Origin of the sequence: Stenotrophomonas sp. G106K1, assembly GCF_037969685.1 — a bacterium.
GTDB lineage: Bacteria > Pseudomonadota > Gammaproteobacteria > Xanthomonadales > Xanthomonadaceae > Stenotrophomonas > Stenotrophomonas lactitubi.
Map to the genome: position 1 here is coordinate 34,305 of NZ_JBBPFR010000001.1, position 12,882 is coordinate 47,186.

Below are 12,882 nucleotides of genomic sequence, written 5' to 3' on the forward strand. Positions count from 1 at the left end.
TCCTCGTTTGCGCCGGCCGTGCAGGCCGTGCAGGTCTGAAATGTTATAAACACCGTGATAGTTTCCCAACGCCCCTCGGCGTAGCCTGCCTCCATCGCAAAGGAGCTGTTGCCATGGGTCACGACCACGATCACCTGCCATCCGAGATCCGCCACGAGAAGCCCTTGTGGTGGGCGCTCGGCCTGACCTCCACCTTCCTCGTGGTGGAGGTGGTCGGTGCATTCTGGACCAACAGTCTGGCGCTGCTGTCCGATGCCGCGCACATGGCCACCGACACCCTGGCGCTGATGATCGCGCTGGTGGCCGTGCGGCTGAGCCGGCGTCCGCCGGATGCACGCCGCACCTATGGTTATGCGCGTCTTGAAGCACTGGGTGCGATGATCAACGGCGCCATGCTGTTCGTGGTCGCCGGCTACATCCTGTGGGAAGCCATCGGTCGCTTCCGCCAGCCGCAGGAGATCGCCTCCACCGGCATGCTGGTGATTGCTGCGGTCGGTCTGGTGATCAACATGATCTCCATGCGCCTGCTGCAGGCCGGCAGCGGCGAGAGCCTCAACGTGAAGGGGGCCCACCTGGAAGTGTGGGCCGACATGCTCGGCTCGGTGGCGGTGATTGCCGGTGCGCTGCTGATCCAATGGACCGGCTGGAAGCCGATCGACCCGATCCTGGCCGTGCTGATCGGTCTGTGGGTGCTGCCACGTACGTATGTGCTGATGCGCGAAGCCATCAACGTATTGCTGGAAGGCGTGCCCAAGGGCATGGACGTGGCCAAGGTGCGCGACCGCCTGTCCGACCATGACGCGGTGCTGGACGTGCATGACCTGCACGTATGGGCGCTGGCGTCCAGCACGCCGGCACTGACCGCACACATCGTGATGCGCGAAGGCGACGACGCCGACCGCCTTCGTCGCGAACTCGGTGATCGCCTGCACGATGATTTCGGCATCGAGCACGTGACCCTGCAGATCGAAGCCGACCATTGCGGCGAAGCCTGTGGCCAGCCATCAGCGGCCAAGGGCGACGATCACGCCGGGCACGATCATGCAGCCACCGACGCGCAGGGCCATCGCGGTCACGTGCATCGCTGAACGGTATTGCCCAGCTGCACCGCTATTTGTCGCGCCGCGAGGCCAGCCGATCCGCCAACCGGGTCGGCTCGGGCAGGCGATAGCCGCGCAGCGTGCGCCGCACCCAGGACAGCGCGGTATCGGCACTGACCCGATGCCCGCCGGCAATGAACAGCGGCTTGCAGCGCAGCTTGCTGCGCAGCACCCAGCCGAGCTGCTCGCCGCCATCCATCAACGGCGTATGCGCGCCAGCGTCGGCGCCCGGCTCGACGAAGCGGCCGACCAGCTTCGATTTGGCCACGCCGATGCTTGGCAGGTCGGTCACCACGCCTAGGTGTGCGGCAATGCCCAGGCGGCGCGGATGGCTGATGCCATGGCCATCGACGAACACCAGGTCCGGTGCGCGCGGCAGCAACGCCAACGCGGCCAGCAGCGCCGGCAGTTCGCGGAAGCTGAGCAGGCCCGGGATATAGGGCATCACGGTGGGGATGCGGGCGATTTCCTGCGCCACCGGCTGCAGGGTATCCGCGTCGAGCAACACGGCCGCGGCACGGGTGATCGCGCCGTTTTCCTCGAAGCCGACATCCAGTCCGGCCAGCCAGCGCACGGTGGCGGGCAAGTGGTCCTGGCGCTGCACGCGGGTGGCCAGCTGTTTCTGCTGCTCTCGCGCGGCACTGACGCTGCCTTCCCAGCGCCCGGGGTCGATCACGGTATTCATCGGCCACAGGATGACATCCGCACCGCCACGGCGCGGTGAGCGGGCGCCGGGGCTACAATGGCCGCCTGCCTTTCCTCGCGTTGGAGACCCTGCAGTGACCCGTAAACTCGTACTGTTGCGCCATGGCCAGAGCCAATGGAACCTGGACAACCGCTTCACCGGCTGGGTCGACGTCGACCTGACCGAACAGGGGCGCCGGGAAGCGGCTGCCGCCGGCCGCCTGATGCGCGAGGAAGGCCTGCAGTTCGATGTCGCCCACACCTCCGTGCTCAAGCGCGCCATCCACACCCTGCAGGGTGCGCTGGCCGAGCTTGATCAGGATTGGCTGCCGGTGAACAAGTCCTGGCGCCTCAACGAGCGCCACTACGGCGGCCTGCAGGGCCTGGACAAGGCCGAGACCGCCGCCAAGCACGGCGAAGACCAGGTCAAGGTGTGGCGCCGTTCGTACGACATCCCGCCGCCGGCGATGGACCTGGAAGATCCGGGTCATCCGATCCATGACCGTCGCTACGCCGGCCTGGACCGCAACGCGCTGCCGGGTACCGAATCGCTGGCCACCACCCTGGACCGCGTGTTGCCGTACTGGCACGACGCCATCGCGCCGCAGCTGAAGGACGGCAAGACGGTGCTGGTCACCGCCCACGGCAACTCGCTGCGCGCGCTGTACAAGTACCTCAACAACGTCTCGCGCGAGGAAATCCTCGAGCTGAACATCCCGACCGGCATTCCGCTGCTGTTCGAGTTGAACGACGACCTGACCGTGAAGTCGTTCCGCTACCTGGGTGACCCGGAAGCGGCACGCAAGGCTGCTGAAGCCGTGGCCAACCAGGGCAAGGCGCGGTAGATACCCACCGTTTGTGGGTATTCCTCTCTGGGTGTGTGCGGACCAACGGTCCGCACCTGCTCGATTGCGACCACGGGTGTTCCCCCTGTGACCTTTGGCCGGTCCCCACCATCGCCGCAGCGGCTACGCTGGGCGATTCGCCGTTGGAGACACGCCATGAACGTCCGCAATCTGGTCCCGCTGGGCCTGACCATCGCCATCGCCGCCTCGCTCGCCGCCTGCGGCAAGAACGAGACCGCGCCCGCTGCCGACGCCGCCAAGCCGGCGTTCGACCAGTCGCAGATCAAGACCGCGCTGATTTCGCTCAACAGCGCCGACCTGGATCCGTCCATCGCCGCATGCGCCGACCTCAACGGCTTCGTCAACAGCAAGTGGCTGAAGGCCAACCCGGTGCCGGGCGACCAGACTACCTGGGGCAGCTTCGAGATCCTGCGTGAGCGCTCGCTGGAAGTGCAGCACGCGCTGGTGCAGCAGGCCGCCGCCAGCCAGGCCAAGGCCGGCTCGGTGGAAGCCAAGATCGGCGACATCTGGAAGACCGGCAACGATGAAGCGAAGATCGAGGCCGCCGGCCTGGCGCCGCTGCAGCCGACGCTGGACAAGATCACCGCGCTGAACGACACCGCCGCCATCACCCAGTACCTGCGCGACAGCCAGGCGCAGGGCCAGGGCGTGCTGCTCTCGCTGTTCGCCAACGCCGACTACAAGGATTCGGCCAACGTCATCGCCTATGTCGGCCAGGGCGGCCTCGGCCTGCCGGAGAAGGGCTATTACTTCGACGAATCGCAAGCCAGGATCCGCGATGCCTATGTGGCCTATATCGCGCAGGTGCTGACCCTGTCCGGCGTGGACGCGGCGCAGGCCGCCGAACAGGCCAAGGCGGTGATGGCCTTCGAGACCCGCCTGGCCAAGGCCTCGATGTCGCGCATCGAGATGCGTGACCCGGCCAAGCGCTACAACCCGCTCAGCGCCGCCGACGCGGACAAGCTGACCCCGAACTTCAGCTGGACCGCGCTGTTCGACACCCTGAAGGTGCCGGCCGCGCAGAAGTTCTCGCTGGCCCAGCCGGGCTTCTTCAGCGAGATGGACAAGATGCTGGCCGACGTGCCGGCCGCCACCTGGCAGTCGTACCTGCGCTTCCACACCATCGACGATGCCTCGCCGTACCTGAGCAGCCAGTTCGAGAAGGCCAACTTCGAGTTCTATGGCAAGACCCTGCGTGGCCAGCAGGAAATGCAGCCGCGCTGGAAGCGCGTGCTGGAGTCGGTCAACGGCGGCATGGGCGAAGCGCTCGGCCAGCTGTATGTCGATGCAGTGTTCCCGGCCGAATCCAAGGAGGCCATGCAGCACCTGGTGCAGAACCTGTCGGTGGCGCTGAAGGCGCGCCTGGAGCAGCTGCCGTGGATGGGCGAGGAAACCAGGAAGAAGGCACTGGAGAAGTGGGCCAGCTTCACCCCGAAGATCGGTTACCCGGACAAGTGGCGCGAGTGGACGGGCCTGCAGACCAACGGTGACAGCTACCTGGGCAACATGCAGGCCGCGCGCGCGTTCAACTACCGCTACATGCTGGACAAGGTGGGCAAGCCGGTAGACAAGACCGAGTGGGGCATGACCCCGCAGACCGTCAACGCCTACTACAACGCCACCAAGAACGAGATCGTGTTCCCGGCGGCGATCCTGCAGGCGCCCTTCTTCGACGCCAAGGCCGATCCGGCGCTGAACTACGGTGGCATCGGTGCGGTCATCGGCCACGAGATGATGCACGGCTACGATGACTCGGGCAGCCAGTTCGCCGCCAACGGCAACTTCGACAACTGGTGGACCGACAGCGACCGCAAGGCCTTCACCGAGCGCACCGACCAGCTGGTCGCACAGTTCGACGGCTACGAGTCGGTACCGGGCGTGTTCGTGAAGGGCAAGCTGACCCTGGGCGAGAACATCGGTGATCTGGGTGGCCTGACCGTGGCCTACGATGCACTGCAGATGGCACTGAAGGAGAACCCGAAGGCGAACGTCGAGGTTGACGGCCACAGCCAGGACCAGCGCTTCTTCATGAACTGGGCCACCGTGTGGCGTCGCAACTTCACCGACGGTGAGCTGCGCGTGCGCCTGAACACCGATCCGCACGCGCCGGCGAACTTCCGTGCCAACGGTGCACCGTCGAACATGCCGTCCTATGCCGCTGCGTTCCAGTGCAAGGCCGGCGATGCGATGGTGCGTGCCGACGACAAGCGCGTGGTGATCTGGTAACCGATCGCCCGCGACGCGTGAAGCAGAAGGCCCGGCGCAAGCCGGGCCTTTTCATTGCGCTCGCCTACAAGCGGCTGAGGCTCAGGCCGGGCATTTCAGGTACTGCGACAACGTCGCCTGCCATGCACTGGCCGGCTCGAAGCCCGGCACCAGGCCGCCCCCCGTGCCGGTGAAGTTGGACATGCCATGGGCCAGCATGTAGGTGGGGGTATACGAGGGCGGCCCCACGCGCTTGCTGAAGCTGCAGATGCCAGCGACATAGGCGGGCGCCTTGTCGGGGGACAGCTGCGCCTTCAACGCGCTGTCGAAGCGGCCGAGATTCTCCTCGCCCATCGCCGAACCCGCCATCGCCTTCAGCGCGTTGTAGGCACTGTGTCCGGTCTCGTCCGCGACCCGCTGGCGATCGAAATGGGCGAATACGCCGGCGATGTTGTAGAGATCGATGGCGTCCTGCATGCGCCCATCCTGCACGCAGCGGGGCAGGGCGTTCATCAAGGCGGCGGGCGAGGTGCTGGCGCTGATCTGGCTGCGCGACAAGCAGGCGGCAGCGGGCGCGTTGCTCTCCTGCTGAGCCTGCGCGAACGGCGCCAGGGCCAACAGCAACAGTCCCAGCGGTGCGGCGGTGCGGGTGTTTCCTTTCATGGGTGGTACTCCTCGTAAGCAGGCGACCGTCTTTGGCCGACCATCAGCTTGCGAGGATTGCCGCGGCTGCGCAAGCGAGGCGCAGCCCAGCATGTGAATGCTCAGGCCAGCGCCGGCTCGTGCTTGAGCATGCCGTGGAAACGCTGCAGCACGTACGGATCGATCAGGCCGCCGGCCTGCTCATCGAGTATCCGCAGCACCGTCTCATGCTCCATCGCTGCGCGGTAGGGGCGTGCACTGGTCATCGCATCGTAAGCATCGACGATGGTGACGATGCGTGCGCCCAGCGGGATATTCTCGCCCTGCAGGCCATCGGGATAGCCGCTGCCGTCGAACGCTTCATGGTGGGCGCGGATCAGGCGCGCGACCGGCGCGGCATCGCTGCGACCGGTGGCCAGGAAGATGTGTTCGCCACGTACCGGATGCTCGCGCATGATCGCGCGCTCTTCATCGTTGTGCCGGCGCGGGCTCAGCAGTACGTCGTCGGGAATGCCGATCTTGCCGATATCGTGGAAGCGCGCGGCCAGGCCGACCTGCGTACAGGCCTCCTCATCCAGGTCGCAGCGCAGGGCGAGGTGCTGTGCAAGAAGGCCCACGCGGTCGCAGTGGTGGCGGGTATAGGCATCACGCATCTGCAGCGACATCGACAGGGCGTCGATCAGGCAGGCCTGCGCGTGCAGGAGGTCGGGAGGTCTGGGCTGGGGCATCGGAACTGGCGGCGCGGCGAAGCCACGCAGGAAACGGAAAGGCCCGCGAGAGCGGGCCGGGGCGGTGCATAGGGTACCCACATCGGTGTTGCGCGGGGCGCATCGACGGTATCGCGTGGGGCCATGCGTTCAGTCGTGCAGCGTGTCGTCGCCCCGGCCGCATCGGCAACCGGGGCGGCGTGGCTCAGCCGGTGGTCTGCAGGTGGATGCGATGGGCTTTGGCGAAGGCGTCCTGCGCGTCGCTCAGGGTCTGCATGTCTTCGTCCATTTTGGTCACGGCCTCATCCAGCGTCTGCAACAGCGGGGCGACCTGTTCTTCGCTGTAGCCATCGGGCAGGGCAGCCAGCTGTTCCATCACCGCGAACATCTGTTCGGTGCTCTTCAGGGAATCGAGCAGGTTCTGATGCAGTGCATCGGCGTCCTTGCCATGGGTGAACTGCTGGACGAAGACCAGCCGGTCGGCGATTTCCTGGTGCGCGTTCTTCAGGCCGAAGCGATGCTGCTGCATGCTCTTGCCATCCTGCAGCGACGCATGGAAGGCCTCGCCGTTCGGGCCGTTGGTCCATTGCTCGACCATGCTGACCGTGCCGTTCCAGCTGGCGACATTCTCAAGCAGGTAATCACGGTTGCTCATGCCGCTGTGGCAGGCGGCCAGCAGGCCCAGGCTGGTGGCGAGCAGAAGGGGGGCGAAACGATTCACGGCAACACTCCTTGTCGCGGGCGCGGTAAACGGAAAGGGTGCCGGTCTGCCGCCCGCGGCGGACCGGCACCTTGGAGATCGATCAGCGCAGGGCCAGGGTCAGCAGCAGCGCACGTGCGGCATTGAAGCGGTCTTCGGGCAGCGGCAGCGGATGCTTGACGCGCAGCTTGTCCGGACCGTCCATCGCGTAGAGGTTCGGTTGTTTCTGGATCAGCTGGATCACCGCCATCGGGTCGATGTTCGGCTTGGATTCGAACACGATGCGGCCGCCGTTCTCGCCCAGGTCCAGTTTGCGAATGCCCAGCGTGCTGGCCTGCAGCTTCAGCTCGGCGATGGCGAACAGGTTCTTGGCCGCATCCGGCAGCAGGCCGAAGCGATCGATCATCTCCACCTGCAGCTCGCGCAGCGCATCGCTGTCGCGCGCGCTGGAAATGCGCTTGTACAGCGTCAGGCGGGTGTGCACGTCCGGCAGGTAGTCGTCCGGAATCAGCGCCGGCACATGCAGCTCGACCTCGGCGCCACGCGCTTCTTCGCCGGCATCGATGTCGGGCAGATGGCCCTGCTTGATGCTGCGCACGGCGCGTTCCAGCAGCTCGGTGTACAGGCTGAAGCCCACCTCGGCCATCTGCCCGCTCTGGTCTTCGCCCAGCAGTTCACCGGCGCCGCGGATTTCCAGATCGTGCGTGGCCAAGGTGAAGCCGGCACCCAGTTCGTCCATCGAGGCGATCGCTTCCAGGCGCTTTTCCGCGTCGGGCGTGATCGAGCGACGGTCCGGTACAACCAGGTACGCATAGGCGCGGTGGTGCGAACGACCGACGCGGCCACGCAGCTGATGCAGCTGGGCCAGGCCGAAGCGGTCGGCACGGTTGATGATGATGGTGTTGGCGTTGGGGATGTCGATGCCCGATTCGATGATCGTGGTCGACAGCAGCACGTTGAAGCGCTGCTTCTGGAAGTCCAGCATCACCTTTTCCAGTTCGCGCTCGGGCATCTGCCCATGGGCGATGCCGATGCGCGCTTCGGGCACCAGCTCGGACAGCTCGCGTTGCATGCGGCCGATGCTTTCCACATCGTTGTGCAGGAAATACAGCTGGCCACCGCGTGCCAGCTCGCGCTGGAAGGCTTCGCGCAGCAGCGCGTTGTCCCACTGGGTGATGAAGGTCTGCACCGCCAGCCGGTTCGGCGGCGGGGTGGCGATGATCGACAGGTCGCGCAGGCCGGCCATCGCCATGTTCAGCGTACGCGGGATCGGCGTGGCGGTCAGGGTCAGCAGGTGCACGTTGGCGCGCAGTGCCTTCAGTGCCTCCTTCTGGCGCACACCGAAGCGCTGCTCCTCGTCGACGACGACCATGCCCAGATCCTTGAACTTCACGTCCGGCTGCAGCAGGCGATGGGTGCCGACGATGACGTCGATGGTGCCGGCGGCGACCTTCTCCAGCTCGGCCTTGATCTCCTTGGTGCTCTTGAAGCGCGACAGCACTTCGACCTTCATCGGATAGTCGGCGAAGCGGTCGCGGAAATTGCGGTAATGCTGTTCGGCCAGCAGCGTGGTCGGCACCAGCACCGCCACCTGCTTGCCAGCGCTGGCGGCGGCGAACGCGGCACGCACCGCGACTTCGGTCTTGCCGAAGCCCACATCGCCACAGACCACGCGGTCCATCGGCTGGCTGCTGGCCAGGTCACGCAGGGTGGCGTCGATGGCGGCCAGCTGGTCCGGGGTTTCCTCGAACGGGAAACCGGCGGCGAACGGCTCGTACATCGCGCGGTCCACCTGCAGTGCCAGTCCGGCACGCGCCTGGCGGCGGGCCTGGATCTCCAGCAGCTCGGCGGCCACATCGCGCACTTTTTCGGCAGCCTTGCGCTTGGCCTTGCTCCACTGCTCGCCACCCAGCGAATGCAGGGGTGCGGTCTCGGCCGAGGCGCCGGAATAGCGGCTGATCAGATGCAGCTGCGCGACCGGCACGTACAGCCGGTCGCCCTTGGCGTATTCGATTTCCAGGAATTCGCCGGGCATGCCGCCGACGTCCATCGCGATCAGTCCGCGATAGCGGCCGACACCATGGTCCTCGTGCACGATCGGCGCGCCTTCGGTCAGCTCGCCGAGATCGCGGATGATCGCTTCCGGCTCACGTCCGGCGCGGCGCGTGCGGCGCGTGCTGCCCGCGCGCTCGGGGAACAGCTGACGTTCGGTCAGCACCGCGATGTGCGGTGCGTCCAATGCGAAGCCGTCTTCCAGCGGCGCCACGGCAATGGCGAAGCGTTCGTCGCTGGCCAGGAAGGACAGCAGATCGGCCACCACCGGCGGCTTCAGCTCGGCGGCCTGCAGCACTTCCAGCAGGGCCTCGCGGCGTCCGGGCGAATCAGCGGCAATCAGCACCCGGCCGGGGTAATGGCCGAGGAAGGATTTCAGTGCGTCACCGGCTGGTGCTTCGCGCGCGGCCACCGGCAGCGGCGGCAACGGCTGGTCGCCCAGCGCATGCGCGTCGGCGATACGTGCGTGATCGGCAGCCCACACCTCGATGCGCGGTGCGTCGTTCAGACGCTCGCGCAGCAGGTCCGGCGACAGGTACAGCGCCGACGGTGGCAGCAGCGGCCGTTCAACATCGTGGCGGCGTTGCTCGTAGCGCTCGCCGGTCTGCGTCCAGAAGGTCTCTGCCGCCTCAGCGGCGCCAACGCAGACTACCGGCAGGCTGCCGGCAGGCAGATAGTCGAACAGGGTGGCGGTGCGCTCGAAGAACAGCGGCAGGTAGTACTCGATGCCGGCCGGCGCCAGGCCCGATTTCAGGTCCTGGTACAGCGAACTGCGGCGGGTATCGACGTCGAAGCGCTCGCGCAGTGTGGCCAGCACCCGCGCGATGCTGGCGTCGTCCATCGGCACTTCGCGACCGGGCAGCATGTGCACCGCCTCGACCTTGTCCAGCGAGCGCTGGCTTTCCGGATCGAACGCACGGATCGAATCGATGTCCTCGTCCAGCAGCTCCACCCGCAGCGGCTCGTCGGCGCCCATCGGGTAGACGTCAAGCAGGCCGCCGCGCACGGCGAAGTCACCCGGGTCCATCACCTGCGGCACGTTGCGGTAACCGGCGCTTTCGAGGCGCCGCTTCTCCGCTTCCAGGTCCAGGCGCTGACCGACTTCAAGATTGAAGCTGCCGCCGATGACGTAGCTGCGGGGAGCCAGCTGCTGCAGCAGGGTCTGCACCGGCACCACCACCAGGCCACGCTTCAGCGTGGGCAGGCGGTGCAGGGCGGACAGGCGCTGCGAAATGATGTCCGGGTGCGGGCTGAAGCGGTCGTAGGGCAACGTTTCCCAGTCCGGGAACGCCACCACCGGCAGGCTCGGGTCGCCTCCCAGCAGGGTATGCAGATCCGCTTCGAGCTGGTTGGCACCGTGGTTGTCACGGGCCACCACCAGTACCGGGGCGTCATGCGTGCGCGCGGCCTGGGCCAGATACCAGGCCAGGGCAGTGGGCGAGGCGGGGGCGCGCCACCAGGCGCGGAGCTGGCCGGCACGGGGCAGCGGCGGGGCGGGGTAGGGAGTACGCGACATGGACCGCTGATCTTAACAGACCGCGTTGTCGCGACCGTGTCAGCCGGTACTGACGGCGGCAGGCCGATACCGGTAGTGCCGGCCGCTGGCCGGCAGCCTCATGATGCTGCGGGGTATCGGTGGAGCCGGCCAGCGGCCGGCACTACCGTCAGTTGTCCAGTTCCAGCACCATCCGCACCAGGCCTTCGGCCCCGTTCGGGTGCGGCACCGGCTTGAAGCCCAGCGAGGCGGCCAGCTGCTTCATCGGCTCGTTCTCGGCGGCAACATCGCCGTACAGGCGGTCCAGGTACTTGCCGCGGCCCCATTTCACCAGCTTGCGCATCAGTTGGCGGCCCAGGCCCTGGCCGATCAGGAACCGGCTGATCAGGATCGCGTACTCGGCTTCGCGGGTACCGGGGATGATCGAAGCACGGGCCACCGCGCCGACCACGGCCTCACCGGCCGGCAGCGACTCGGCGGCGACCAGGGTGATCTCGGTCTTCGGATTGGGGTGGGTCAGGCGCTGGGTGGTTTCCGGCGACAGCTCGGTCACCGACTGCAGGAAACGGTCACGGATTTCTTCCGGCCCGAACAGGCTGAAGGCGGCCTGCAGCGGCGCGCCATCTTCCGGGCGGATGGGGCGGATCAGCAGCTCGTGGCCGCTGGGAGCCTTGAAGATCTCATGCCAGGGCGGCATGCGGTTGCGAGTGGCCATACCGGGTGATTCCTTGGTGGTCCATCGATTGTGTCATCACCGGGGCTGCATTCCGTGAACGAAAGGCTCACGGTCGTACAGCCTCGTGAAGGCCCTTATTCGGCCGTCTTCAGCCAGTCCAGGCGGGTGCTGGCACCGGGTTCGCCCAGATGCTGGCGCAGCGCCGGCAGCGCCGGGCCGACCACACGGTCGAACTGCCAGGGCGCATTGAGCACCAGCATGCCACTACCGTTGAGGCGCAGCGGCGAGTCGTCCGGGCGCACCAGGAACTCGATGGTCACGGCCGACTTCACCGGCAGTGCGGCGGCCTTGCGCAGGAAATGCAGGATGGTGCGGCGCTGCTTGATCGGGAACCAGACCGCACAGGTGGCCTGCGGCCAGCGCGCCAGGGTCTCGGCCAGAGCAGCGAGGATCGCCTGGTACTCGGCGTCCTGGGCCTCGTAGGGCGGGTCGATCAGGACCAGCCCGCGGCCGATCTTGGCGCCGTTGGCCTTGGGCGGCAGCAGCGAGCGCAGCAGCGCGTAGCCGTCACCGGGGTGCACGCCGACGCGGCTGTCATGGGCGAACAGGGTCTTCAGCGACGCGGCTTCGTCCTCCTGCAGCTCGCACACCGCCATGCGGTCCTGCGGGCGCATGGCCTGCGCGCTGAGCAGCGGCGAGCCGGGGTAGGCGATCATCGCGCCGACCGGATTGTCGGCCTGCACCGCCTTGAGGTAGCGCTCGACCACCTCCGGCAGCTTGGGCTGGGCCATCAGCCGCATGACCCCGGATTCGGCTTCCAGGGTCTTGCGGCTTTCTTCGCTGGCCAGCAGGTAGCGGCCGGCACCGCCGTGGGTGTCGAGCACGAAGAACGGGCTGTCCTTGCGCTTGAAGCTGTCGATCAGGGCCAGCTGCACGATGTGCTTGAGGACATCGGCGTGGTTGCCGGCGTGGAAGGCGTGGCGATAGTTCATGGGCGGCAGTGTACGGGGCAAGGGCCGCAGCGGCTATGCTGCGCGCCATGACAGCCCCTGTTACCCATGTCCTGGTGGTCGAAGACGAAGCGGCCATCGCCGAAACCGTGCTCTATGCGCTGCGCAGCGAAGGCTATGCGGCCAGCCATTGCCTGCTGGGCGGGCTGGCGCTGCAGCAGCTGCAGGCCGGCGATATCGACCTGGTGGTGCTGGATGTCGGCCTGCCGGACCTCAGTGGCTTCGAGGTCTGCCGCCGGCTGCGCGCCCTGCCGGGGCCGGTGGCGCAGGTGCCGGTGATCTTCCTGACCGCACGCAACGACGAACTCGACCGCGTGCTGGGCCTGGAGCTGGGGGCCGACGACTACATGGCCAAGCCGTTCTCGCCGCGCGAACTGGTGGCGCGGGTGCGTGCCCGGCTGCGGCGCGCAACGCCCGCTCCGGCCGCCCCGGGCGCCGAGAGCGGCTGGCAGGAACACGGTGCCTTCGCCATCGATCGTGAAGGCCGCCGCATCCGCTTCCAGGGCCACGCGCTGGACCTCACCCGCTATGAGTATGCGTTGCTGGAAGCGCTGCTGCAGCGCCCCGGCGCGATCCTCAGCCGTGCCCAGTTGATGGACCGTGGCTGGGACAGCGCCGCCGACAGCGCCGACCGTACCGTCGACACCCACGTCAAGACGCTGCGCGCGAAGCTGCGGGCGGCAGGTGCCAGCGGTGAACCGATCCGCACCCATCGCGGCCTCGGCTACGCCCTGGAGGTCTGACG

The 12,882-nt window shown here is 67.1% G+C and carries 11 protein-coding genes; 4 read left to right on the forward strand and 7 right to left on the reverse strand.

The annotated features are described in order from the left end of the window. Positions 1-113 precede the first annotated feature (113 nt). On the forward strand, positions 114-1,088 hold the full coding sequence (locus WKB25_RS00180; RefSeq protein ID WP_340568009.1) for a cation diffusion facilitator family transporter: 975 nt from the start codon (positions 114-116) through the stop codon (positions 1,086-1,088). 22 nt (positions 1,089-1,110) lie between these two features. On the opposite strand, the gene nfi is transcribed toward WKB25_RS00180, so the two are convergent. Beyond that, positions 1,111-1,785: a deoxyribonuclease V gene (gene nfi / locus WKB25_RS00185; protein WP_340568010.1), complete on the reverse strand. Its 675-nt coding sequence runs from the start codon at positions 1,783-1,785 to the stop codon at positions 1,111-1,113. Between the two features lie 94 nt (positions 1,786-1,879). On the opposite strand from nfi, the gene gpmA reads away from it, so the two are divergent. Both gpmA and WKB25_RS00195 read left to right on the forward strand, forming a co-directional pair. Next, entirely contained in the window at positions 1,880-2,629 is a 750-nt protein-coding gene (gpmA, locus tag WKB25_RS00190; protein ID WP_108266143.1) for a 2,3-diphosphoglycerate-dependent phosphoglycerate mutase, read from the forward strand. Between the two features lie 156 nt (positions 2,630-2,785). Next, positions 2,786-4,876 (forward strand): M13 family metallopeptidase, encoded by a 2,091-nt coding sequence (locus WKB25_RS00195; RefSeq protein ID WP_340568013.1) that lies wholly within the window; start codon positions 2,786-2,788, stop codon positions 4,874-4,876. Positions 4,877-4,957: 81 nt separating this feature from the next. Here WKB25_RS00195 and WKB25_RS00200 read toward each other — a convergent pair whose 3' ends face one another. From WKB25_RS00200 to rlmJ, 6 genes are all read right to left on the reverse strand, one after another. After that, on the reverse strand, positions 4,958-5,518 hold the full coding sequence (locus tag WKB25_RS00200) for a hypothetical protein (RefSeq protein ID WP_340568014.1): 561 nt from the start codon (positions 5,516-5,518) through the stop codon (positions 4,958-4,960). Between the two features lie 101 nt (positions 5,519-5,619). Continuing rightward, on the reverse strand, positions 5,620-6,225 hold the full coding sequence (locus WKB25_RS00205) for an HD domain-containing phosphohydrolase (RefSeq protein ID WP_340568015.1): 606 nt from the start codon (positions 6,223-6,225) through the stop codon (positions 5,620-5,622). 184 nt (positions 6,226-6,409) lie between these two features. Beyond that, positions 6,410-6,925 (reverse strand): hypothetical protein, encoded by a 516-nt coding sequence (locus WKB25_RS00210; protein WP_340568016.1) that lies wholly within the window; start codon positions 6,923-6,925, stop codon positions 6,410-6,412. Positions 6,926-7,007: 82 nt separating this feature from the next. Continuing rightward, positions 7,008-10,472, reverse strand: coding sequence for a transcription-repair coupling factor (mfd, locus tag WKB25_RS00215; protein ID WP_340568017.1), 3,465 nt, complete (start codon positions 10,470-10,472; stop codon positions 7,008-7,010). A gap of 148 nt (positions 10,473-10,620) precedes the next feature. Then, the gene (locus tag WKB25_RS00220) at positions 10,621-11,166 is read right to left on the reverse strand and encodes a GNAT family N-acetyltransferase (RefSeq protein ID WP_025879325.1); all 546 of its coding nucleotides are present in this window, start codon (positions 11,164-11,166) and stop codon (positions 10,621-10,623) included. 95 nt (positions 11,167-11,261) lie between these two features. Next, a complete protein-coding gene (gene rlmJ, locus WKB25_RS00225; RefSeq protein WP_265953333.1) occupies positions 11,262-12,119 on the reverse strand; it encodes a 23S rRNA (adenine(2030)-N(6))-methyltransferase RlmJ in 858 nt (285 codons plus the stop codon). A 35-nt stretch (positions 12,120-12,154) separates the two neighbouring features. Here rlmJ and creB point away from each other — a divergent pair, with 35 nt between their 5' ends. Beyond that, positions 12,155-12,880, forward strand: coding sequence for a two-component system response regulator CreB (creB, locus tag WKB25_RS00230; RefSeq protein ID WP_340568023.1), 726 nt, complete (start codon positions 12,155-12,157; stop codon positions 12,878-12,880). Positions 12,881-12,882 lie beyond the last annotated feature (2 nt).